This is a genomic window from Streptomyces ochraceiscleroticus, from assembly GCF_000720485.1.
Lineage (GTDB): Bacteria > Actinomycetota > Actinomycetes > Streptomycetales > Streptomycetaceae > Streptomyces > Streptomyces ochraceiscleroticus.
Window position 1 is genome coordinate 111,291 of sequence record NZ_JOAX01000001.1, and the last position, 22,716, is coordinate 134,006.

Consider the following 22,716-nt stretch of genomic DNA (forward strand, 5'->3'; position numbering starts at 1 on the left):
ATGGGGGCGCGCCTGGGGCGCGGTTTACGCGCCGCGAAAGCGGGCGAGTCGTTCCTGCGCCGTCACCGTCCACGGGTGCTCCGGACCAAGTACGCGCATCCGCCCTTCGACGACGGCTTCCGCCTGTCCCAGCGCCTCAGCGTGCTTGCCCAGCGCTTCCAGCACCTGGCTCAGCAAGGCACCGGCGTTCAGGGTGATCGGGTAGTCGACCCCGAATTTCGTTTCGAACAATCGCAACGCCTCCCGAGCAGCGGGGAGCGCCTCACTCGTCCGCTGGAGGGAAAACAGCGCGAAGGCATGATCGAGGGCGCCCCCCACACTGATCGGATGCTCCGGTCCCAGCTCCCGTTGGCAGTCCGCCATGAACTCCGCCCCAGCCTCCGGCTCGGGGTGCACGGACAAGAGATGCGAGCGCGCTATCAGCGTCAGTGGGTGAACGGGTCCCAGCGTGGTGGTCCGGCCTGCGACAGCTCGCCGTGCAAGTGCCACGGCTTCCTCTCTCCGGCCGAGTACGTTCACGGGGCGAGCCAGACCGAGGCTGCACGTCAGCGTGTCCGGCGCGGCGGGTCCCTGGACCCGCTCACAGTCCGCCAGCACCTGGCGATGAACGGCTTCTGACTCCTCGAACCTGCCGAGCCTGCAGAGGGACCGCCCCACCCGCTCGCGGAGCCGCAGAATCGACGGATGGTCCGCGCCCAATTGCTGCGTACCCAGTTCCACAGCTTTCTCCGCCACGGTCAGCGCCGGGGCATAGTCACCGGCCCGGTGCAGGGCCACGACCAGTCGCAGCAACGATTCCGCAATGGAGTCCACCGTCGGCCGGCCAACGTCCGGCCCCTCCACCACCCGTCGCAGCAGCGCCACCGCGTGCGGTGCCAGCAGACTGGTCCGGGGGTCCGGCCTTCCCCGCTCCGGGACCTCCGGGAGTACCGACAGCAGCTGCCCGGCCGCCGTCGCCGCCAGCGAATCGCGCTGGTCGGCCGACGTCCCGCGCCACACGCTGTCCAGCAGCACCCCGTGCGTCCGCAGGCACCGGACGGTGCCGGGGACGACCTCCGTCAGGGACTGGTCGAGGAGGCCGCGCAGGGCCACCTCCACTCGCCGCCTCGGGAGTGCGTCGCCCATCTCGACGCCCGAGAGGAGCGAGAGGGGGAGCGGGTCGCCCGCCCAGCAGGCGAGGAGGCGGAGGAGGGTGACGGACTCGGGGAGGCCCTGGGCGACCAGCGCGTTCAGGGAGAACTGCCACGTGCTGCTCACCAGGTGGCGGGAGTCCGCGCCCGCGGAGACCGCACCCTGGTCGAGGAGGTCGATCGGGTCGGCGCCGTGGCCGCCGTCCAGGTTGCGGCCGTACTCGGCCATCGTCCAGGGGTCGATGACCTGGTGGGCGAGGAAGCCGCCGGCGAGGGTGAGGGCCAGTGGGAGGCGGCCCAGGCGTTCCGCCACCGCCTCGGCCTCCTCGACCGTGCCGGCCGCCGGGGCGAGATCGCAGAGCACGCGCGCCGCGTCCGCCTTCGGGAGCACGCCCACCTGGAGCAGTTCCGCGCCCGGCCACCAGTGGCGGGCGGCCTGGCGGGTGGTGACCAGGACCGTCCCCCTCGGGCTCGTCCGTAGCCAGCCGCCGTCCCTCAACACCGCGGGGTCGTCCGCGTTGTCCAGGACGAGGAGCCAGGGGCGGTCGGAGCGGTCCAGGTGGTCCCAGACCAGGTCGGCGGCGGCGCGCAGGCCGCTGCGGGCGGCGGTCAGTTCGCCGTCGCCCGCGCCTCGGTCGGCGGCGACCGCGAGCATGCCCGTACGGAGGGACGCCGTGTCCGAGGCGTTGACCCACAGGCCGATGCGGCCCGCCTCGGAGGTGGCGTACTGGAAGAGGGCGTAGGCGACCGCCGTTTTGCCGCAGCCGCCGAGGCCGTGGAGTACGTACACCTGGCCGCCGGCATCGGGGGCGACGGATGCCCGGAGGCGGGCCATCAGGGTCGTGCGGTCGCGCAGCACCGCCGGGGCTCGGCCCACCGAAGGCCAGCGGACGGAGTCCAGGCCGGACCACACACCGCCACCGCCCGGGCCGCCGGCACCGCCCTCGGAGCCATGGTGATGGTGTTCGATGATGTGCTGGTCACCGGACGCCTGATAGACCCGGCCGCGGCCGTCGGCCCGTGCGTCGTTGCCGCCGTTCACCGTTCCCCCTCCGGCCCCAATGCCCCCGTACGACACGGGGGTTCAGCCTAAGTCGGTGAACCCGCCACGTACAGCGGGGATTTACTCGGCTTCCCGCCTCTCGCGGAAGTCGGCCAGGAAATCTTCGGCCTCGCGGGTCCAAGGGTGGGTCGGGCCGAGTGTCCGGGCGCGGCCTTCGACGACGGCCTCGCCGTGTGCGATCGCCTCGGCCGATTCGCCGAGTGCGTCGAGGACGGAGCTCAGGAGGGAGCGGGTGTTGAGGGTGAGCCAGTAGTCCGAGCCGTAGAGGCGTTCGGCGAGAGCGACGGCGCTGCGGGCGGCGGGGAGGGCCTGATCAGGGCGGCCGGCGTAGAAGAGGCCGCGCGCGCAGGACGCCTCGCAGGTCGCGGTGATGGCGTGGTCGGGGCCGAGGGCCCGGTGGCAGTCCGCGACGAGGGACGCGGCGTTGTCTGCCTCCGCTTCGAGCTCCGGGCCGTTCGGTACGTCCAGGAGGAATGCCCGGGCCAGGAAGGTCAGGGGGTGGTCGGGGCCCAGTACAGCGGTCCGGCCGGCCACCGCGCGGCGGACGAACGTCATGGCCTCGGGAACCCGGTCGAGGGGCTGGAGTGGGTAAGCCAGTGCCATGCAACTGGTGAGGGTGTCCGGCGCGGCCGGGCCGAGGACGCGCTCACGGTCGGCGAGCACCTCTTGGTGCAGCGCCTCCGACTCCGCGTAGCGGCCGAGGCGGAAGAGTGCCCGGCCCATGCGCTCCCGGAGCCGCAGGACGGTGGGATCGTCCGCACCGAGCCGGCGGCTCGCCCGCTCCACCGCCTCCTGAACCACCGTCAGTGCGGGCGCGTAGTCACCCGCCCGGTGCAGCGCCGTCACCAGCCGCAGCAGCGATTCGGCGACCGCCTCGACGGTCGGCCCGCTCACCTCCGGCCCTGCCGCGATCCGGCGCAGGAGCGCGACCGCGTGCGGTACGAGGAGAGTGGTGCGGGGGTCCGGCGCGCCGCGCTGGGGTACTTCCGGCAGGGCCTTCAGAAGCTGACCGGCGGCCGTGGCGGCGAGGGCCTCGCGCTGTTCGGGCGGGATGGTGCGGGCGACGCTGTCCAGGAGCACGCCGTGGGTGCGGACGCAGCGCACCCCGCCCCCGACCAGTTCGGTCAGGGACTGGTCCAGGAGGCCGCGGAGGGACACCTCGACGCGGTGGGGCGGGAGGTCGGCGGATATGCCGACGCCGGAGAGGAGGGAGAGGGGGAGCGGGTCGTTCGACCAGCAGGAGAGCAGGCGGAGCAGGGTGACGGCCTCCGGCAGGCCCTGGCGTTCGAGGGCCGTGAGGGAGAACTGCCAGGTGCTGCTGATCAGATGGCGGGAGTCACTGTCGCCGGTGGCCAGAGCTCCCTGGTCCAGGAGGTCGATCGGGTCGGTGCCTTCGTCACCGTCGAGGTTGGCGCCGTACTGCGCCATCGTCCAGGGATCGATGACCTGGTGGGCGAGGAAGCCGCCCGCCAGGGTCAGGGCCAGGGGCAGTCGGCCGAGGCGGTCGGCCACCTCGGCGGCCTCCTCCTCCGTACCGGCCTCGGGGGCCAGGTCGCAGAGGACGCGGGCGGCGTCCTCGCGGGGGAGTACGCCCAACTGCAACAGCTCCGCGCCGGGCCACCAGTGGCGGGCCGCCTGGCGGGTGGTGACCAGGACCGTGCCCCGCGGACTCGTCCGCAGCCAGCCGCCGTCCCTCAACACCGCCGGGTCGTCCGCGTTGTCCAGGACGAGGAGCCAGGGACGGTCGGAGCGGTCCAGGTGGTCCCAGACCAGGTCGGCTGCGGCGCGCAGGCCACTGCGGGCGGCGGTCAGTTCGCCTTCGTTCGCGCCTCGGTCGGCGGCGACCGCGAGCATGCCTGTACGGAGGGAGGCGGTGTCCGAGGCGTTGACCCACAGGCCGATGCGGCCCGCTGGGCCCGTCGCGTACTGGAAGAGGGTGTACGCGACGGCCGTCTTGCCGCAGCCGCCGAGGCCGTGGAGTACGTACACCTGGCTGCCCGGGGCGTCGGGACCGACCGAGGCCCGCAGGCGCTCCATCAGTTCGGTGCGGTCGCGCAGGACGGATGGTGCGCGGCCCACGGAGGGCCAGCGGACGGAGTCCAGGCCGGACCATGCGCCTCCGGCGCTGTCCTGGCCGCCACCACCGCCACCACCGCCGTAGTAGTGGTTCTCGATGATGTGCTGATCTCCGGATGCCTGGTAGATGCGGCTGTGGCCCTCGGCCCGCGCGTCGTTGCCGCCGTTCGCTGGTCCTGCGCCGCCGTTCACTGCTCCCCCTCCGGCTCTCCCGCCCGCTGTGGCAAGGGAGTTCGGATCAGACTAGATCACGGCGGGCGGGGCCGTCAGGACATGTTCAGCAGGGCGCCCTCGCGCCACTTGAGGATCTTGTCGAAGCTGACCACCGCGCCCCGGCGGCCGGTCCGGTTGCGGTAGCGGACCTGGTCGGTGAGGGCCTCGATCAAGAAGAGCCCCCGTCCGTGCTCGGCCTGGGCGGGGGCGGGGGCGTGTCGGCGGTGCACCGTGGGTTCCGTCCGCGGCGAACGGTCGTGGGGCCCGGGGCCCGAGGCCCGGTCCTGGAATCCCGGACCGGAGTCCGTGACCTCGATGCGGCACGTGTCGCCGTCGATGAAGGCCGTGACGCGGTACTCCTCGGCGGCGCCGTCACCGTGCTCGACGGCGTTCGCGCAGGCTTCGGAGAGGGCGAGCGAGAGGTCGTAACAGACGTCCGGGTCGACGCCCGCGGTCTCCATCGTCCCCAGCAGCAGCCGGCGCGCGAGCGGCACGCTCGCTGCCTCCCGCCGAAGATGGAGGGACCACCAGATGCTCATCGCTCCAGCCTCCTGGCCGCGGCTCGACATATCGATACGTATTGCCGCACACCATGGTCGGTAAGCGTGGGTTTGACGTGACTCCGCCCATTCGGCGGACGCGGCCATTGAGCGTACCGGTGTAAAAGGCCCGTGGGCGCGCCCCTGCGCGCGCCCCTGCAATTGCGGTAGCCGGACTCCGGCCGATCTCCGGCGGGTTCGCCGGGCACACGGAGCGCTGCCGTGCCGACCGCCCTGGTCACGGGGCATGTGCGCCCCGCATCGGATGACCGTTTGAAACCGCTTACTGTCCGTCTAAGACCGTTTGCATCTTTCTACTGATTGTCGACGTTCGGGCGGTCGGGAACACCCGCGCGAAAGCGTGCGCGGCACGGCCGTCTGGATGCCCGTAGCCGGCGCCGGTCCGTCCGTTCGGCGGGCGCCGGAATGTCCGGAAGCGGCTACGGCCTCTGGACGGCCGCGCGCGTTCGCTCTTCTTCTCCCTATACCCCGCCGGGTACCGGATACCCGGGCGGGTACTCAACGCCCTACCCCGGCCGGTGTCCGGGAGCGCCCGCCCTGCCGTATGCGTCCGGTACGCGCAGTGGGATGATGGCGCCCGCCATGCATTCTCCCGAGGGGCGCGCCGCGGCCGATCTGCGGTTGCTCAGGGCCGCGGTGTTCACCGCGGCCTGCGTTGCGCTGGCCGCCGCGGGACACATGATCGGTTCCTGCGCCACCGTCCCGCTGTGGACGCTGGGCGCGGGCTGCGTCGGCGTACTGGCCGTCGCCGTCCCCCTCGCCGGCCGCGAACGCACGCTGCCGGGCATCGCCGTCGCCCTCGCCTTCGGGCAGCTCGCGCTGCACGCGCTCTTCATGGTCGGGCAGCGCGGCATGGCGGTACAGCTTCCTGCCGATGGGGCGCAGGGCCTGAGCGACCGCGCCGCGATCGGGCTCGCCCGCCAGATGACCTGCGGGTTCGGCACCGGGCGGCTGGACGCCGCAGAGGCACGGGAGATCCTCGCCGGGGCCGGGATCGGCCCCGGGGCGGCCACCCACGCGGCGCACGACGCGGCCGGGAACGGCATGGCCATGCATGAGATGGCCGGGCATGGCACGGCCGGGCATGACATGGCCGGGCATGGCACGGCCGGGCATGACATGGCCGGGCATGGCACGGCCGGGCATGGCACGGCCGGGCATGACATGGCGGTGCACGGTACGACGAGTACCGGCTCCGGACTCTCCGCCGTCGTGCACCACTTCGACTTCGGTTCCCTCGTCGGGCTGCTGCCCTCGCTGCCCATGCTGCTCGGGCACCTGCTCGCGGCGCTGGCCGCCGGCTGGCTGCTGCGCCGCGGCGAGGCCGCGCTGTGGCGGCTCGTACGGCTGTCCGCGCCTGCCGCGCGGGAGGCCGCGACGGCCGTAACGGCCGCGTTGCTCGGCGCACTGCGTACCGCGCTGCGCCTCGTGTGCGCGCTGTGCGCCGGGCTCCTGGGCGCCGCGGACACTACTCCGCGCGCCTCCGTTTCGTACGGGCATGACAAAGCCCGGCCCGAAGAGCTCGTGCTCCAGCACAGTGTCGTCAGGCGGGGGCCGCCCCGCTTCGCCCTCGCGGCCTGACGTCACGCGCAGCACCAGTACACCCGCAGGACCGGGGCCCGGACGCGTTCCGGGCGGGCTGCCGTCGGCGTGCCGTCGCCGCATGCGCGCATTCAGCCACAGCCCTTGTCCCTCCTGTCTGAGGAGTGTCCTCACCATGTCCCACAACACCGCCGTCAGCGGCCCCTCGCGGCGCCGTACCGTCCTGCGCCGCCTTCCCGTCGTCGGCGGCGCCGCCGCGGGCACCGTCCTGCTGCTCGCGGGCCCCGCGTTCGCGCACGTCACCATCCAGCCGGGCCAGGCCGCCAAGGGCGACTACGCGACCGTGAACTTCAAGGTCCCCAACGAGCAGGACAACGCCTCGACCGTGAAGCTGGAGGTCGACCTGCCCGCCGACCACCCGCTGGCGTCCGCGATGCCGCAGCCGGTGCCCGGCTGGGACGTGAAGGTCACCAAGACCAAGCTCGACAAGCCGGTCGAAGCGCACGGCGAGAAGCTCACGGAAGCCGTCACCAAGATCACCTGGACCGGCGGCAAGATCGAGCCCGGCCAGTTCCAGCAGTTCCCGGTCTCCCTCGGCGCCCTCCCCGAGGACGCCGACCAGCTCGTCTTCAAGGCGCTGCAGACGTACGACAACAAGGAGGTCGTGCGCTGGATCGAGCCCGCGAAGGAGGGCGCGCCGGAGCCCGACAACCCCGCGCCGGTACTGAAGCTCGTCGACGCGGGCGCCGCTGAGCAGGGCGGCGGTACGGACCCGGCAAGTGCCGAGGACGCCAAGGGCGGCGCGGACGCCGGGAAGAGCAGCACGACCACCGCCGCCGACGGCACCGACAACACCGCCCGCGTACTGGGCGTGGTCGGCATCGTGGTCGGCGTCATCGGTGTCGGCTTCGGCCTCTTCGCGGGGCGGCGCCGCACCACCTGAACCGGTCGTACTCGGACCAGCCGGCCGGTTCCTTCCTGCCTGCACGGCGCGCCCGCCCCGGCCACCCCGCGGCCCCCAGCGGGCCCCGGGACGCCGGGGCGGTGCGCCCGGCCGGCACCCACAACGGATATCGGCCTCCACAACGGATCTACGGGATACCACTGAGCAATGCGCAGAACACCCAAGCTCGCCGCCGCCGCCCTCGTGGCGGCCGCGGCCCTCACCCTCTCGGCCTGCGGCAGCGACAGCGGCGGTGACGGCGGCGGCCCCGCCGCCAGCGTCTCCGGCGCCCAGTCGAAGCCGGTCGTCACGCTCGACGACGCGATGGAGAAGCCGGACCTCGTCCTCACGGACAGCGACGGCAAGAAGTACGACCTGATCAAGGAGACCAAGGGGCGGCCGACGCTGATCTACTTCGGCTACACCCACTGCCCCGACGCCTGCCCGGCCGTCATGGGCAACATCGACGTGGCGCGCAAGCAGCTCCCCAAGGCGGAGCAGAAGAAGCTGCGGATCGTCTTCGTCACGACCGACCCGAAGCGGGACACCCCGGAGCGGCTGAAGTCCTGGCTGAACGGTTTCGGCGCCGACATCGTCGGCCTGACCGGCGACTTCGCCACCATCCAGGGCGCCGCCTCGGCCGTGAACGTCGGCGTCTCCAAGCCGGTCAAGAAGAAGAACGGCGACATCCTCGTCGACCACGGGCTGCAGGTGCTGATGGCCTCCCCGAAGGACGACAGGATCCACTGGCTCGGCATGAAGGACGCGGGGCCCGAGGACTACGCCCGCGCACTTCCCAAGATCATCAAGGGGCAGAACCCGTGAACCGCCGTACCGCATTCGCCGCCGCGCTCGCCGCCACCGCCGGACTCGCCCTCGCCGGATGCGGCGGGGACAGCGCGCCCGAGCTGAAGGTCTCCGGCGCGTACATGCCGCAGCCCGTCATGAAGGACATGGCCGGCGGCTTCCTCGTCATCAAGAACAACGGTGACACCGCCGACAAGCTGACCTCGGTCACCAGCGACCTCTCCGACGACGTCACCATGCACCGGACCTCCGGCGCCAAGATGGAGCAGGTCGACTCGCTGGCCATCCCCGCGCACGGCGAGCTGAAGCTCTCCCGCGGCGGCAACCACCTGATGTTCATGGCACTGAAGAAGAAGCCCGAGAACGGCGACAAGGTCTCCGTCGAGCTGCACTTCGGCAAGGCGAAGCCGATCAAGGCCGTACTGCCCGTCAAGGCCACCAACTACGACCCGCAGCACGCCGGGCACCAGTAGGGGGATCACCGCCATGCCGCTCACCGTTCCCCGCGCCGTGCCGTACCGGGGCCGCCGCGCCGCGCCCCCGGCCCGGACCGCAGCGCTGCGCCTGCTGGTCCTCGCCGCCGCGCTGCTCGGCGTCCTGCTGGGCGGCGCCGCGCCGGCGTCCGCGCACGCCGCGCTGACGGGCAGCTCACCGGCGCAGGGAGCGGTGGTGCAGAAGGCACCCGCGCAGGTCACGCTCTCCTTCTCCGAAGGCGTCGCGATGGGCGACGACTCCATCCGCGTACTGGACCCCAAGGGCAAGCGCGTCGACCGCGGCAAGCTGCTCGACCTGTGCAGCGGCAGCACCGTCAAGTACGGCACGGGGCTGCCGCCCGGCCTCCCCGACGGCACCTACACCGTCGCCTGGCAGGCCGTCTCCGCCGACAGCCACCCGGTCTCCGGAGCGTTCACCTTCTCCGTCGGCGCACCCTCGAAGTCCGCCGCCGTGGTGCCCCAGCAGGAAGCCGGCGGCGGGCTGGTCGGCGCGCTGTACGGCATCGTGCGGTACCTCGCCTACGCGGCGTTCGCGCTGCTCGTGGGCGGTGCGTGCTTCGTACTGGCCTGCCGGCCTTCGGCGGCGCGCAGCCGTCCGGTGCAGCGGCTCGTCGTCCTGAGCTGGGCGACGCTCACCGCCGCCACGATCGTGCTGCTCCTGCTGCGCGCCCCGTACACCGGGTCCGGCGATCTCGCCGATGCGTTCGACCTCGGCGGCCTCAAGGCGGTACTGGGGACCAAGCCCGGCGCGGCGTTGGTCTCGCGGCTGCTGCTGCTCGCCGCGGCCGCCCTCTTCATGGCCGTCCTCTTCGGCGCGTACGCCCGGGCCGAAGAGGAGAGCGACGACAAGCGCCGCAAGGACCTGGCCTTCGGGCTGGGCGTCGGCGGGACGGTCGTCGCGGCGGGCCTCGCCGCGACCTGGGCGATGGCCGAACACGCCTCCACCGGCCTGCAGACCGCCGTCGCGATGCCCGTCGACGTCGTGCACCTGCTGGCCGTGGCCGGCTGGCTGGGCGGCCTGACCGCCCTGCTGGTCTCCCTCTACCGCGACCCGGCCGCCGTCGACGGGACGGCCGTCCGCCGCTTCTCCCGCCTCGCCTTCGGGGCCGTACTCGTGCTGGTCGCCACCGGCGTCTACCAGTCCTGGCGCCAGGTCGGCACCTGGCGTGCCCTCACCGACACCTCGTACGGGCAGTTGCTGCTGCTCAAGGTCGGCCTGGTCGTCGTGCTCGTCGGGATCGCGGGGGCGTCGCGGCGGTGGACGGGGCGGCTGGGCGGATCGGTTGCGGGCGCTGTTCCGGCCGCTGCCGGCGTTCCGGCCACTGCCGCCGTGCCTGCCCAGGACGGCTCCCAGGAGGACGCGCCCGAACCGGTACCGGTGTCCTCCGCGGCCTCCGAGGAGACGGCCGACGCGGCGCACTCCCCCGAGCGTGCCGCGCAGCTCGCCCGGCAGCGGGCCGCCGTCGCCGACGCGCGGCGCAAGCGCGTCCGGGACGCCGATCCGGTGCGGTACGGGCTGCGCCGCTCCGTCCTCGCCGAGAGCTGCGTCGCCATCGTCCTGCTCGCCGTGACCACCGTCCTGACCACCACGGAACCGGCCCGGACGGAGCAGGCGGTGAAGGACTCGGGCCAGTTCGCCGCGGCCGCCCGGCCGGTGTCCGTGACCATCCCGTTCGACACGCTGGGCCCGAAGGGCAAGGGCACCGCGCGGCTCGACCTCGACCCGGCACGCAGCGGCCGGCCCAGCGATCTGCACCTGCGGATCTCCGGCCCGGACGGCGCCGCGCGGGACGTCCCCGAGGTAAGGGTGTCGTTCACCTCCAAGGCCGAGCACCTCGGCCCGCTCCCCGCCGCACTGAAGCGCACCGGTACCGGACACTGGACGGCGGAGGGCGTCCAGCTTCCGGCGGCGGGCACCTGGCAGCTCTCCCTTGTAGTCCGCACCTCCGACATCGATCAGGTGACCGAGACCAGGAACGTGAAGATCAGCTCATGACCGAGAACAGCACGAAGGAAGCCAGCGACGTCGGGGCCGGGGAGGGCGCCGAGGCCGGGACGGGCGTCACGCTCTCGCGCCGTCGGCTCCTCGGCACCGTCGGGGCGGCCGGTGCGGCCGGGCTCGTCGTCGGCGGCGCGGGCGGCGCGTTCGGCGTCTCCGCGGCGCAGGACGACGCGCCCGCGCTCAGTACGCTCGGCACCACCGAGGTCGCCTTCCGCGCCGACCGCCGTACGCCGCAGGCCGGCATCACCACCCCGATGCAGGCCCACGGCCACCTCGTCGCCTTCGACCTTGCGCCCGGCGCCGGGCGCAAGACGGCGGCCGCCCTGATGCGCCGCTGGTCGGCGCTGGCCGAGAAGCTGATGGCCGGGGAGGTGCCCGCCGACGACACCGGCGTGGCGCTGGACGCGGGTCCCGCCTCCCTCAGCGTCACCTTCGGCTTCGGTCACAGCTTCTTCGGCCGTACCGGGCTGACCGCACGCCGCCCGCTGCAGCTCGACCCGCTGCCGCACTTCTCGGCCGACGCGATCGACCCCAAGCGCAGCAACGGTGACCTGTGGGTCCAGATCGGCGCCAATGACGCGCTGGTCGCCTTCCACGCGCTGCGTGCGCTCCAGAAGGAGGCCGGCGACACCGCGCGGCTGCGCTGGCAGATGAACGGGTTCAACCGCAGCCCCGGCGCCACGGCGCATCAGATGACCACGCGCAACCTCATGGGCCAGGTCGACGGCACGAACAACCCCAAGCCCTCGGACAAGGACTTCGAGGAGCGGATCTTCGTCGGGCGCGACACGGACCAGCAGTGGATGCGCGGCGGCTCGTACGTGGTCGTGCGCCGCATCCGGATGCTGCTGGACGACTGGGAGAAGAAGTCCCGGGCCGAGCAGGAGAAGGTCATCGGCCGCCGCAAGTCCGACGGCGCGCCGCTGACCGGCGGCGACGAGCACACCCCGATGGATCTCACCAAGAACGGGCCCGACGGCTTCCCCGTCATCCCGGCCGACGCGCACGCCCGTATCGCCGCGCCCGAGTCCAATCAGGGTGCCGCGCTGCTGCGCCGCCCGTTCTCGTACCACGACGGCTTCCGCGACGACGGCGCCCCGGACGCCGGGCTGCTCTTCATCTGCTGGCAGGCCGACCCGCTGCGCGCCTTCACCCAGATCCAGCGCAAGCTGGACAGGGGGGACGCGCTCTCGCCATTCCTCCGCCACGAGGCGAGCGGGCTGTACGCGGTACCGGCGCTGGAGCCGTCGGGGTACGCGGGACAGGCACTGCTGGAGGGGTGAGCGGGGGCAGGGCGCGGTAGCCGACCACCGGCGGCGGTCGGCGGGCGGCGGTCGACTGATGACCGCGGGTGACCGGCGGCGGTCGACGGTCGACGGCGGGTGACCGGCGGTCGGCGGATGATCGTCGGTGGCGGCGGGCGGCCCCTCGGCGGGCGAGTACGGTAAAGGTTCCCCAGCGCCCGGGACAGCAGCGAAGCCCGGAGAAGGAGTGACCGGATGTCGGCCAGCCGCTATACGTACCTCGGACCCGCGGGCACCTTCACCGAGGCCGCCCTGCGCACACTGCCCGAGGCGGCGACCCGCGAGCTGGTGCCGATGGTGTCCGTGCCCGCCGCGCTGGACGCCGTCCGCGCGGGCGAGGCGGCCGGCGCGCTGGTGCCGATCGAGAACTCCGTCGAGGGCGGCATCACCACCACCCTCGACGAACTGGCCGCCGGCGGGCACCTGATGATCTACCGCGAGGTGCTGCTGCCGATCGCCTTCGCGCTGCTGGCCCGGCCCGGTACGACGCTCTCGGACGTGAAGACCGTGACCGGGCACCCCGCGGCCCAGGCCCAGGTGCGCAAGTGGCTCGGCGCGCACCTGCCGGAGTCGGTGTGGGAGTCGGCGGCGTCCAACGCGGACGGCGCGCGGCTGGTGCAGGAGGGCCGGTACGACGCGGCGTTCGCCGGCGAGTTCGCGGCCGCCACGTACGGCCTCGAGCCGCTGGTCACGGACATCCACGACGCGCAGAACGCGGCGACCCGGTTCGTCCTGGTGGGCAAGCCCGCGCGGCCGGCGGCCCGGACGGGCGCCGACAAGACCTCGGTCGTGCTGTGGCTGCGCGAGAACCACCCCGGTGCGCTGCTGGAGCTGCTGCAGGAGTTCGCCAGCCGCGGGGTCAGCATGATGCGCATCGAGTCCCGGCCGACCGGCGAGGGCATCGGCCAGTACTGCTTCTCCGTGGACTGCGAGGGGCACATCACCGACCGGCGGGTGGGCGAGGTGCTGATGGGGCTGAAGCGGATCTGCCAGGACGTGCGCTTCCTCGGCTCGTACCCGCGTGCGGACGAGGTCACCGCCGAGGTCCGGCCGGAGACCGCCGACGACGCCTTCATGGAGTCGGCGGACTGGCTGAACCGGTGCCTGGACGGGCGGGCCTGACCCGGCTCGTCCGGCCGGCCGGGCGGGCCTGACCACCGGCCCGCCACCGGCCCGTCGGAGTTGCCCACAGGTTTCCCGCAACCCTGTCCACAGAGTTATCCACAGGCACGGTTCTCGACCTGGGGACAAGTCGATTCCGGGGTGTCGCACAGTCGACAAATCGCCCTACCGACCCCACACCCGTCCACAGGCGCTCACAGCCGCCCACCACGGGGCCCGTCAGCATAATTCCCAGGAACAATCCTTTAGGGCGAGGAAATCCCACACGAAAGAGTACCCGAACGGGGTTTCAGCAAGGATTTCTTCGCCCGGGATTCACGAAACGGACCTGCGCTTTCCGACTTCCACAGAGACAACGCACAGCCTGTGGATAACTTTTGGAAGCGAGCCGGAGCTGTGGACAAGTAGCTGTGCACAGCCCGCCAACTCCCCGCTCGGGCAGGCCCGGTCGGTACTCCGCACCGCCTTCCGGAAGCGTTGCGGACACCCTCGGAACGCCCCGGGAACACCACTGCGCCACTCCCCCGACAACAACGAACGGCACTCACGACCGGCACTCAGCGGGAATTCTTTCCCGCAATTCCCCGCCTTCCCAGAACACCACATAAACAACTCTAAACCGGACAAATTGCCCCGCAGCGGAATATCGCGTCGAGCGCCCCGGTCCGGCCCCGGTAGCCTGGTGGGGTGATTGACCTTCGCCTGCTCCGTGAGGACCCCGACCGTGTGCGCGCGTCCCAGCGCGCCCGTGGAGAGGACGTCGCGCTCGTCGACGCGCTCCTCTCCGCCGACGAGCGGCGCAGGACCTCCAGCGTCCGCTTCGACGAGCTGCGTGCCGAGCAGAAGTCGCTCGGCAAGCTCATCCCCAAGGCCACCGGCGACGAGAAGGCCGAGCTGCTGAAGAAGGCCGGCGAGCTCTCCGCCGCCGTCAAGGCCGCCGACGCCGCCCAGGACGAGGCCAAGGAAGAGACCCAGGCGCTGCTCCTGAAGCTGGGCAATCTCGTCCACCCCGACGTCCCCGTCGGCGGCGAGGAGGACTTCACGGTCCTGGAGACGCACGGCACGATCCGCGACTTCGGCGCCGAGGGCTTCGAGCCCAAGGACCACCTGGAGATCGGCGAACTGCTCGGCGCGATCGACGTCGAGCGCGGCGCCAAGGTGTCCGGCTCGCGCTTCTACTACCTGACGGGCATCGGCGCGCTCCTGGAGCTCGCGCTGGTCAACGCCGCGATCGCGCAGGCCACCGAGGCCGGCTTCACGCCGATGCTGACCCCCGCGCTGGTCCGCCCGCGCGCCATGGAGGGAACCGGCTTCCTCGGTCAGGCCGCGGAGAACGTCTACCACCTGGAGAAGGACGACTACTACCTGGTCGGCACCTCCGAGGTCCCGCTCGCCGCGTACCACATGGACGAGATCGTCGACGCGGCCAAGCTGCCGCTGCGGTACGCCGGCTTCTCGCCGTGCTTCCGCCGCGAGGCCGGTACGTACGGCAAGGACACCCGCGGCATCTTCCGCGTGCACCAGTTCGACAAGGTCGAGATGTTCTCGTACGTCGCGCCCGACGACGCAGAGAACGAGCACAAGCGCCTCCTGGACTGGGAGAAGCAGTGGCTGACCGGCCTGGAGCTGCCGTTCCAGGTGATCGACGTCGCCACGGGTGACCTGGGCTCCTCCGCCTCCCGCAAGTTCGACTGCGAGGCGTGGATCCCGACCCAGGGCAAGTACCGCGAGCTGACCTCCGCCTCGAACTGCGACGAGTTCCAGGCCCGCCGCCTGTCCGTCCGGATGCGCGACGGCAAGAAGGTGCAGCCGCTGGCCACGCTGAACGGCACGCTCTGCGCCGTACCGCGCACGATCGTGGCGATCTTCGAGAACCACCAGCTCGCGGACGGCTCGGTGCGCGTCCCCGAGATGCTGCGCCCGTACCTGGGCGGCCGCGAGGTTCTGGAGCCCGTCTCCAAGTGACCCTCTCCCCCGCCCCGGCCTCCTCCTTCCCGTACAAGCTCGTCGCGACGGACCTCGACGGCACGCTGCTGCGTCCCGACGACACCGTCTCGGCGCGCACCCGTGAGGCGCTCGCCGCGGTCACCGCGGCGGGCGCGGCGCACATCGTCGTCACCGGCCGTGCGGTGCCCTGGACCCGGCACATCCTGGCCGACCTGGACTACCAGGGCCTCGCGGTGTGCGGGCAGGGGTCGCAGGTCTACCACGCGGGCGAGAACCGGCTGCTGACCTCCGTGACGCTGGACCGCCAACTGGCCGGGCTGGCGATCGCCAAGATCGAGGCGGAGGTCGGCCCGCTGTACCTGGCGGCGAGCCGGGACGGTCTGAATGGCTCCGTCGTGGTCGCGCCCGGCTACCGGGTCCACGAGGGCCCGCTGCCGAACGTCATGGTCGACAACCCGGCCGACCTGTGGGCGGACCCGATCAACAAGGTCTACATCCAGCACCGCGAGCTCTCGGACGACGCACTCGCCGCGGCCGCCCGCGAGGTGGCCGGCGACCTGGTCGGCGTGACCATGGCAGGCCCCGGGATTGTCGAGCTGCTCCCGCTCGGCCTGAGCAAGGCCACCGGCCTCTCCCTCGCGGCCCGCAGGCTGGGCGCCAAGGCCGCCGACACCATCGCCTTCGGCGACATGCCGAACGACATCCCGATGTTCGCCTGGGCCGCCCACGGCGTAGCCATGGCCAACGCGCACGACGAGCTGAAGGCCGTCGCCGATGAGATCACCACGTCCAACGAGGACGATGGGATCGCGGCGGTACTGGAGCGTTTTCTGGCGGCGTGAGCGTGGCAGCCGCGATAACGCAGCGGCTACCTGTGATTACGTGGCGTTACCGTACGCTTGTCCGGTCGTTGTACACATTGCGCGAAGGCACAGTGAGTACGCGGCGACGAGAGTGCGTGAAATTGAGGCCGGCCGGTCGAGAACCGGCTGATGAGTACGTGGCATCCATGAGCAGCCTTCGCTCCTGAGCCCTGGACACGGGCACACCCCAACCGTTCCGGTTCGAGAGAAGGCATTGTCATGCCGTCGGAAACAGTCCTGCTGGAGTCGCGCACGATGCGCGACAGCGTCGTCGGACGAATAGAAGTCCTGGACAAGGTCAAGGCGTTGGTGATGCTGCCCGATGGGCTGCATGTCACTACGCGGATGGTGGCGGAGTACTTCGAGGTGGGGGAGCGCGTCATCAACCGCCTCGCGCAGCGCCATCGTGAGGAGCTGGTGGAGAGCGGGCTGCGCGTGCTGCACGGCTCTGACCTGCAAGTCTTTGAAAGAGACAGCTTGTCTCTTTCAAAGAAGAGTTATCCACAGGGCCGTGCACACCTCACCGTCTACGGCCGCCGCACGGTCCTGAACATCGCGATGCTGCTGCGGGACAGCGACGTCGCGCGCAGGGTCCGTACGTACCTGCTGGACATCGAGGCGGCATCCCGAGCGCCCCGGCCGGTGGCAGCCACCACCGGCTCGCCCGGCCTCGTCGATCTCGGGCGGGCGCTGCAGGAACTCGGTCCCGTGATCGGCAGGATCTCGACCCGGCTGGACCGCGTTGATCATCGCCTGGATCACATGGACCGGCGTCTCGACGCGACGAACCACATCGTCGCGGCACTCAGCGTGCGTGTGCACAACCTCGGCGAAGAGGTGCACGATCTGCGCGACGACATGCGGGACGTGAAGTCGGAGCTGCGGCGGCGACGCCGCTGACCTGGGAAGTTCTGAAAGCTTCAAGTTGAAGCTTACAGACGGAGCAGTTATCCACAGGGTAGCTGCGCCGGTGCACGGGGTGTCCCCGGACATCTCGTGCACCGTTCGCGGTGGCCATTTGTAGGATGACCGGGCAAGCGTCCCTAGAGGTGCCAGGACACGAGAGGCAAGCCATGACCCTGCAGGCCGCCGGGCGGCAGTCGCTCGTGGATACCGTCGTCGATGCGCTCCGGGCGCAGCTCAGCGCCGGGGAGTGGAAGGTCGGTGACCGGATTCCCACGGAGCATGCGCTCGCCGAGCAGTTGCAGGTGGGGCGGAACACCGTGCGGGAGGCCGTGCGCGTGCTCGTGCACGCCGGAATGCTGCGGTCGCGGCAGGGCGAGGGCACCTTCGTCGTCTCGGCCGCCGACCCGGCCGCCGTCATGCGTGGGGTGCGGCGCTCGGGCGTACGGGACGTCCTCGAAGTACGTATCGCGCTGGAGGCCGAGGCCGCCCGTCTCGCGGCCCTGCGGCACGAGCCGGCGGACCTGGACCGGATGCGGGCCGCGCTGGACGCACAGCGCGCGCTGGAGGACGCCGAGGGCCGGCCCCTGGCCGACAGCCTGGAGCGGTACGCCGACCACGACGTCGCCTTCCACCGGGCCGTCGTCACCGCCGCGCACAACGCCGCGCTGAGCGCCACGTACGAATGGTTCAGCAGTTCCGTGCGCGAGGCGCTCGTATCGGGGCTCGGCGACCGGGACATGCCGCAGATCCTGCACGGCGATCACCGCGCCGTCCTGGAGGCGATCGCCTCGGGCGACCCGGACGCCGCGGAGGCGGCCGCCCGCACGCTGCTGGACCGGCCGAAACGTGCGGTGGAGGCTCTGCTCGCCGACGGCTGAGGACAGTGCGCGGGGGCTGTGGATAACTCACTTTTGAAAGAGACACGTTGTCTCTTTCAAAGCCTCGCAGGTCAGAGCCGTGCGACAGCCCCGGGCCGCCAACCTCCCCCACCCCACCGACAGGAGACCTCCCGCCCCATGCCCGACTCCAGACCCGAAGCCCCGTCGATCACCATCGATCCGCTGAGCGACGCCGAAGAGGACCTCGCCCCCGCGCCCCCGCTCGCCGCCGCCCGCCGTCGGCTGCGTACGCATCCCGCGCTGCTCCTCCTCGGCATCGTCCTCGCGTCCCTCAACATGCGGGCCGCGCTCGCGGGCGTCTCGCCGCTGCTCGGCGAGATCGGCGAGCACTTCGGGCTGAACCCGACCGCCGGCAGCCTGGTGACCGTGATCCCGCTGGTCTTTATGGGACTCGGCTCCTACGTGGCGCCGAAGCTGGCCGGGCGCTGGGGTACCGAGACCGTCCTGTTCAGCGCGCTGGTACTGCTCTGTGCCGGCATCGTCGTACGCGTCGCGCCGCCCCTCGTGGCGCTGTTCGCGGGCTGTGCGCTGGTCGGTGGGTCCATAGCCCTGCTCAACGTGCTGATGCCCGGCCTGATCAAGCGGGACTTCCCCGATCGGGCCGCGCCCATGACCGCGTTGTACTCGACGGCGATGATCCTCGGCGCAACCGTTTCGGCGGCCACCTCCGTGCCCCTGGAGAACGCGCTCGGGAGCTGGCAGGGTTCGCTGCTCTCCTGGGGGCTGCTCGCCGCGGTGGCCGCGCTCGTGTGGATTCCGCAGGTGGTCCTCGCGCGGCGCGGCGCGCGGCACGGGCAGGCCGCCGCGGCCCCGAAGCACAGCGTCGAGACCGGCCCGAAGCTCGGCCGCTCGCCGCTGGCCTGGCAGGTCACTCTCTTCATGGGCTCGCAGTCGCTGATCGCGTACGTGGCCATCGCCTGGCTGCCCACGGTCTTCACCGACCACGGGATGGACAAGGCGCAGGCCGGACTGGTCTTCGCGTTCAGCACGCTGGTGCAGATGGCCGGTTCGTTCGTGGTGCCGGTACTGGCCGGGCGGATGCGGCGGCAGCGGCTGCTGGCGGCGTGCGTGGCGCTGCTGATGGCGCTCGCCTGCACGGGCCTGCTCATCGCCCCGGTGGCCGGGGCCTGGGTGTGGGCCGCGCTGCTCGGCGTCGGGCAGGGCGGGGCGCTGGGACTGGCGCTGACGATGATGGTGCTGCGGGCCGGTGATCCGCAGACCGCCGCACGGCTGTCCGGCATGGCACAGACGTGGGGCTATCTGCTCGCCGCCGTCGGCCCGTTGGCGCTGGGCGCGGTGCACCAGGCGACGGGCGGCTGGACGCTGCCGATCGCACTGCTGCTCGTGGTCTGCGCGGCGCTGGTACTGCTGGGGCTGGGTGCCGGGCGGGACCGCCGCATCGGCGCCTGAACCCCGCTACGTCCCTCCTGGCGCGCGCTCCCGCCTTCTCGTTGCACGGCGCGCAGCGTCGCCCCGTACACCGCGCGCGCCAGCCGGGCGCCCCAGAGGGAGCGCGGTCCCGCGAAGTCCTCGGCGAGCTCCCCCGGTTGCGGTAGGCGCGCGGCGACGCACACCGCGTCCGTAGGGGTGCCCGACGCGTCCAGGCCGTGGTCGAGGAGGGCCTGGACCTTCGCCTCGGTCGCGGTCATCACGGAGTTGACCAACGCGGCGTCGGAGAGCGCCACAGGCAGCGTGACGAGGACGTTGATCGTGCCGGGGCGGTAGGCGCTTTGCGCTGCACCCGGTACCGCGTCCGCTGCGCCCGATGACACGTCCGCGGCCCAGCCGTGCACGCCTGTTCCCGCCGTGACGAGCGCCTGTGCGCCCTCGTCGTAGGCCGACGAGCGGGTGCGCAGGATGTCCGCTGCCGTCATCATGCCGACGCCCGGCCCCGTCGCCCCGGCAGCGGCGGCGATCTCCGCGAGGTGTGCCTGCGGGTCGCGGCGCGTATAGCCGTGCGTGACCTGGGCGTTGAGCACCCAGGAGCGGGTGCCGATGCCGCCGCCGAGCACCGCGCTGGAGATCATCCGGTGGCCCGGGCCCGGTCGCCACAAGAAGGCGGGGAGGCTCTGGCCGTCCGTGGTGTCGCGGTGCCGCACGGTGCGCACCGGAAGCGGCGGGATGAGCGTGGTCACCCCACGCACCCTACGGTCTGGCCTACCGTGCCCTCATGAGCGATGTGCACGATACGCAGCTCTCCGGTGGCCGGCGCCGCGCACGCCTCACTCGGAGGGCGCGGCTTCTCCTGACAGGCGGCGCCGTCCTCGTCGTCGGCCTCGTCCTCCTCCTGGTGCTCCTCCCCGGGGACGAGCGGCCGGCGCGGGCCGAGAAGCTCACCCTCCCGGAGGGCCGGCGGGCATCCCAGGCGTACGCGGCCGTCGACAAGGCGCTCGACGTCGCCGCCGGGACCACCAAGAAGGCCGCCAGGAAGGCCGCCACGGCCCGGAACCCGGCGAAGCGGCTGCGCCTGCCGGCGGAGGCGAAGGGCAACCCCGAGGGGTATCTCTACCCGGCGACGTATCCGGTCGACGAGGACACCACTCCGGCGGGCCTGCTGTCCTTCATGGTGAACACCGCGCGCCAGAGGTACGCGGCGGACGGCCTGCCGCCGTCGGCACGCCCCGGGGCCCTGAGCGCGTACGAGACGGTCGTGGTGGCCTCCGTCGTACAGGCCGAGGCGGACACCCCGCAGGACATGGGCAAGGTCGCCCGGGTCATCCGCAACCGGCTCGCCAAGGGAATGCCGCTCCAGATGGACTCGACCCTCAACTACGGGCTGGGCCGGTCCACTCTGCGCACCAGCCATGCGGACACCCGTACGGAGAGCCCGTACAACACCTACCGGCACAAGGGGCTGCCGCCGACGCCGATCGGCAATCCGGGCCAGGACGCGACGCGGGCCGCCGTCTCGCCCCCGAAGGGTGACTGGCTGTACTTCGTCACGGTCCGGCCCGGCGACACCCGCTTCACCGCCGACTACGAGGAACACCGCAGGAACGTCCGGGAGTTCAACAAGCGCCAGGAGGAGAGCGGTTAGCCGGTACCTACGGGCGCGCACTCCGCCGCTCCTGCTGGTGCCCGCTCCGCTGGCCCTACTGGTGGCTGCTCCGCTGGCCCTACTGGTGCTTACTCCTCCCCCGCCAGCGTCAGCGACTTGAGCCGGCGGGCCGCGTACCAGGTCGCCGCGCCGGTGACCACGACGAGCAGCACGACGGCGGGCGCGAGGCCCACGTCCGAGGTGACCGCGCCCTCGGCGCCCGCCTTCTGGGCCAGCGCGAGTGCCCACTGCTGGACGCTGAGGGTGCGCGCCCCGGGGACGAGGCTGCCGAAGACCGCCTCCCAGACCAGCGCGTAGACCAGCCCGATGACGACGGCGTGCCTCGTGACCGTGCCGAGGAACAGGAAGAGGGCGCTGTAGGCGACGGAGGCCACCGCCGCGGCGAGCGCGTAGGCGACCGCGAGCTGCTGGCTGTTGCCGTTCAGCACGAAGCCCGCGATCAGTACGGGCACGGCGGAGAAGACGACGCTCACGCCGATCGCGACGAGCAGCTTGGTGACGATGACCGTCGACCGCCGTACGGGCTTGGCCAGGAGGTACACCACCGAGCCGTCGTCGATCTCCGGGCCGATGGCGCCCGTACCGGCGATCACGCCGATCAGCGGCACCATCGTGGCCAGCGCGAAGCTGCCCAGGACGGTGTTGGCCGTGGTGTCGTCGGCGCCGGTCAGCGCCCGTACGGCAATGGCGATGACCAGCAGCAGGACGGGCAGCGCGAAGAGGATGGCGGCGCGGCGGCGGCCGAGCAGCGCCCGGTAGGTCAGCCGGGCGGCGGTGGGGTGGACGAGCGATGACATCGCGTCAGGGCTCCTTTCAGGTCGTATGCGACCGCTTCGGTACGGCTTCAGGCCGCTACGAGATAGGAGAAGACCGATTCCAGCGACTCGTCCGAAGGCGAGACGGCGAGGAGCCGGATGCCGTGGTCGCGCGCGACGCGCGGCAACAGGGTGGTGAAGCGGCCGAAGTCGACGGCCTGGATGCGCAGCGCGCCCTCTTCGAGGTCGACCTCGATGCCGGATGTCGAGGGGTCGGCGATCAGCGCGGCGGCCAGCGCCCGGTCGTCGTCGGACCGTACGAGGTAACGGTGCGGCCGGTCCGTCATCAGCCGGCGGATCCGCCGGAAGTCACCGGAGGCGGCGTGCCGGCCGGCCACGATGACCTCGATGTGGGACGCGAGTTGCTCGACCTCTTCGAGGATGTGCGAGGAGAACAGGACCGTACGGCCCTCGTCGCCCATGTGCCGCAGCAGCTCCATGAGCTGCATGCGCTGGCGCGGGTCCATGCCGTTGAACGGCTCGTCGAGCAGCAGCACGGACGGCTCGTGCACCAGCGCGGACGCCATCTTCACGCGCTGCCGCATGCCCTTGCTGTACGTCGAGATGCGGCGGTCCTGCGCGTGCTCCATGTCGACGGTGGCCAGCGCGCGGGCCGCCTCCTTGCGGCCCAGGCCGTGCAGTTCGGCGTTGGCCAGCACGAAGTCGCGCCCGGTGAGGAAGTCGTACATCGCCTCGCGCTCGGGCACGATGCCGATGTCGCGGTAGATCGACTCGTTGCGCCAGACGGTGCGGTCATCGAGGGTGACGGTGCCGTTCGAAGGCGCCAGGAAGCCGCCCATCATGTTGAGCAGCGTGGACTTACCCGCACCGTTGGGGCCCAGCAGACCGGTCACTCCGGGCCCGATGGTCATCGTGATGTCGTTCACGGCAACGACATTTCCGAACCAGCGGGAGACATTTTCCAAGGTCAGAGTGCTCATGGGCGCAGCCCATCCCTTCGAAGGGTGGTGG

The 22,716-nt window shown here is 71.8% G+C and carries 18 protein-coding genes and 1 pseudogene; 13 read left to right on the forward strand and 6 right to left on the reverse strand.

Annotation, left to right across the window (positions count from 1 at the left end):
- Positions 1–24 precede the first annotated feature (24 nt).
- The 3 genes from IG84_RS0100530 to IG84_RS0100540 form a co-directional block, all read right to left on the reverse strand.
- Positions 25–2,172, reverse strand: coding sequence for a tetratricopeptide repeat protein (locus tag IG84_RS0100530; protein WP_031049760.1), 2,148 nt, complete (start codon positions 2,170–2,172; stop codon positions 25–27).
- An 81-nt stretch (positions 2,173–2,253) separates the two neighbouring features.
- The gene (locus IG84_RS0100535) at positions 2,254–4,230 is read right to left on the reverse strand and encodes a tetratricopeptide repeat protein (RefSeq protein ID WP_245659192.1); all 1,977 of its coding nucleotides are present in this window, start codon (positions 4,228–4,230) and stop codon (positions 2,254–2,256) included.
- 305 nt (positions 4,231–4,535) lie between these two features.
- The gene (locus IG84_RS0100540; protein WP_031049765.1) at positions 4,536–5,021 is read right to left on the reverse strand and encodes an ATP-binding protein; all 486 of its coding nucleotides are present in this window, start codon (positions 5,019–5,021) and stop codon (positions 4,536–4,538) included.
- 603 nt (positions 5,022–5,624) lie between these two features.
- Between IG84_RS0100540 and IG84_RS0100545 the strand changes: the two genes are divergently transcribed.
- The 12 genes from IG84_RS0100545 (at position 5,625) to IG84_RS0100600 (ending at position 19,281) form a co-directional block, all read left to right on the forward strand.
- Positions 5,625–6,623 carry a hypothetical protein gene (locus tag IG84_RS0100545; protein ID WP_245659180.1) on the forward strand — a complete coding sequence of 333 codons (999 nt, stop codon included), beginning with the start codon at positions 5,625–5,627 and terminating at the stop codon, positions 6,621–6,623.
- 136 nt (positions 6,624–6,759) lie between these two features.
- Complete coding sequence (locus IG84_RS0100550; RefSeq protein WP_051861203.1) at positions 6,760–7,527, forward strand: YcnI family copper-binding membrane protein; 768 nt, start codon at positions 6,760–6,762, stop codon at positions 7,525–7,527.
- 168 nt (positions 7,528–7,695) lie between these two features.
- Positions 7,696–8,352: an SCO family protein gene (locus IG84_RS0100555; protein WP_031049774.1), complete on the forward strand. Its 657-nt coding sequence runs from the start codon at positions 7,696–7,698 to the stop codon at positions 8,350–8,352.
- Complete coding sequence (locus IG84_RS0100560) at positions 8,349–8,807, forward strand: copper chaperone PCu(A)C (RefSeq protein WP_031049777.1); 459 nt, start codon at positions 8,349–8,351, stop codon at positions 8,805–8,807. Before IG84_RS0100555 ends, IG84_RS0100560 begins: the two co-directional genes overlap by 4 nt.
- Before the next feature lie 13 nt (positions 8,808–8,820).
- Positions 8,821–10,824 (forward strand): copper resistance CopC/CopD family protein, encoded by a 2,004-nt coding sequence (locus IG84_RS0100565; protein ID WP_031049781.1) that lies wholly within the window; start codon positions 8,821–8,823, stop codon positions 10,822–10,824.
- The gene (efeB, locus tag IG84_RS0100570) at positions 10,821–12,113 is read left to right on the forward strand and encodes an iron uptake transporter deferrochelatase/peroxidase subunit (RefSeq protein ID WP_031049783.1); all 1,293 of its coding nucleotides are present in this window, start codon (positions 10,821–10,823) and stop codon (positions 12,111–12,113) included. The genes IG84_RS0100565 and efeB overlap by 4 nt, the downstream gene beginning before the upstream one ends.
- Positions 12,114–12,329: 216 nt before the next feature.
- Positions 12,330–13,256 carry a prephenate dehydratase gene (gene pheA, locus IG84_RS0100575; RefSeq protein ID WP_031049785.1) on the forward strand — a complete coding sequence of 309 codons (927 nt, stop codon included), beginning with the start codon at positions 12,330–12,332 and terminating at the stop codon, positions 13,254–13,256.
- 687 nt (positions 13,257–13,943) lie between these two features.
- Entirely contained in the window at positions 13,944–15,221 is a 1,278-nt protein-coding gene (gene serS / locus IG84_RS0100580) for a serine--tRNA ligase (RefSeq protein ID WP_030259677.1), read from the forward strand.
- Positions 15,218–16,045, forward strand: a complete 828-nt coding sequence (locus IG84_RS0100585) for an HAD family hydrolase (protein ID WP_031049787.1) — start codon at positions 15,218–15,220, stop codon at positions 16,043–16,045. The genes serS and IG84_RS0100585 overlap by 4 nt, the downstream gene beginning before the upstream one ends.
- Before the next feature lie 276 nt (positions 16,046–16,321).
- A complete protein-coding gene (locus IG84_RS0100590; RefSeq protein WP_107053788.1) occupies positions 16,322–16,966 on the forward strand; it encodes a hypothetical protein in 645 nt (214 codons plus the stop codon).
- Between the two features lie 173 nt (positions 16,967–17,139).
- A complete protein-coding gene (locus IG84_RS0100595) occupies positions 17,140–17,850 on the forward strand; it encodes a FadR/GntR family transcriptional regulator (RefSeq protein WP_031049792.1) in 711 nt (236 codons plus the stop codon).
- A 138-nt stretch (positions 17,851–17,988) separates the two neighbouring features.
- Entirely contained in the window at positions 17,989–19,281 is a 1,293-nt protein-coding gene (locus IG84_RS0100600) for an MFS transporter (RefSeq protein WP_031049795.1), read from the forward strand.
- Positions 19,282–19,325: 44 nt separating this feature from the next.
- On the opposite strand, the pseudogene IG84_RS42750 reads toward IG84_RS0100600, so the two are convergent.
- Positions 19,326–20,006 (reverse strand): annotated as a pseudogene (locus tag IG84_RS42750) (adenosylcobinamide amidohydrolase); the annotation flags it as partial.
- Between the two features lie 35 nt (positions 20,007–20,041).
- Between IG84_RS42750 and mltG the strand changes: the two are divergent.
- Complete coding sequence (gene mltG, locus IG84_RS0100610; protein ID WP_051861205.1) at positions 20,042–20,908, forward strand: endolytic transglycosylase MltG; 867 nt, start codon at positions 20,042–20,044, stop codon at positions 20,906–20,908.
- 89 nt (positions 20,909–20,997) lie between these two features.
- Here mltG and IG84_RS0100615 read toward each other — a convergent pair whose 3' ends face one another.
- Together IG84_RS0100615 and IG84_RS0100620 are read right to left on the reverse strand one after the other, a co-directional pair.
- Entirely contained in the window at positions 20,998–21,726 is a 729-nt protein-coding gene (locus IG84_RS0100615) for an ABC transporter permease (RefSeq protein WP_031049802.1), read from the reverse strand.
- 47 nt (positions 21,727–21,773) lie between these two features.
- The gene (locus tag IG84_RS0100620) at positions 21,774–22,685 is read right to left on the reverse strand and encodes an ABC transporter ATP-binding protein (RefSeq protein WP_031049805.1); all 912 of its coding nucleotides are present in this window, start codon (positions 22,683–22,685) and stop codon (positions 21,774–21,776) included.
- Between the last annotated feature and the right edge of the window lie 31 nt (positions 22,686–22,716).

Coding starts and splice junctions, on each gene's coding strand:
- IG84_RS0100535 (WP_245659192.1), bottom strand. CDS start 4,230: ATGGAGCGCCTGCGGGCCTCGGTCGGTCCCGACGCCCCGGGCAGCCAG.
- IG84_RS0100540 (WP_031049765.1), bottom strand. CDS start 5,021: ATGAGCATCTGGTGGTCCCTCCATCTTCGGCGGGAGGCAGCGAGCGTG.
- IG84_RS0100545 (WP_245659180.1), top strand. CDS start 5,625: ATGCATTCTCCCGAGGGGCGCGCCGCGGCCGATCTGCGGTTGCTCAGG.
- IG84_RS0100550 (WP_051861203.1), top strand. CDS start 6,760: ATGTCCCACAACACCGCCGTCAGCGGCCCCTCGCGGCGCCGTACCGTC.
- IG84_RS0100555 (WP_031049774.1), top strand. CDS start 7,696: ATGCGCAGAACACCCAAGCTCGCCGCCGCCGCCCTCGTGGCGGCCGCG.
- IG84_RS0100565 (WP_031049781.1), top strand. CDS start 8,821: ATGCCGCTCACCGTTCCCCGCGCCGTGCCGTACCGGGGCCGCCGCGCC.
- efeB (WP_031049783.1), top strand. CDS start 10,821: ATGACCGAGAACAGCACGAAGGAAGCCAGCGACGTCGGGGCCGGGGAG.
- pheA (WP_031049785.1), top strand. CDS start 12,330: ATGTCGGCCAGCCGCTATACGTACCTCGGACCCGCGGGCACCTTCACC.
- IG84_RS0100590 (WP_107053788.1), top strand. CDS start 16,322: ATGCGCGACAGCGTCGTCGGACGAATAGAAGTCCTGGACAAGGTCAAG.
- IG84_RS0100595 (WP_031049792.1), top strand. CDS start 17,140: ATGACCCTGCAGGCCGCCGGGCGGCAGTCGCTCGTGGATACCGTCGTC.
- IG84_RS0100600 (WP_031049795.1), top strand. CDS start 17,989: ATGCCCGACTCCAGACCCGAAGCCCCGTCGATCACCATCGATCCGCTG.
- mltG (WP_051861205.1), top strand. CDS start 20,042: ATGAGCGATGTGCACGATACGCAGCTCTCCGGTGGCCGGCGCCGCGCA.
- IG84_RS0100615 (WP_031049802.1), bottom strand. CDS start 21,726: ATGTCATCGCTCGTCCACCCCACCGCCGCCCGGCTGACCTACCGGGCG.
- IG84_RS0100620 (WP_031049805.1), bottom strand. CDS start 22,685: ATGAGCACTCTGACCTTGGAAAATGTCTCCCGCTGGTTCGGAAATGTC.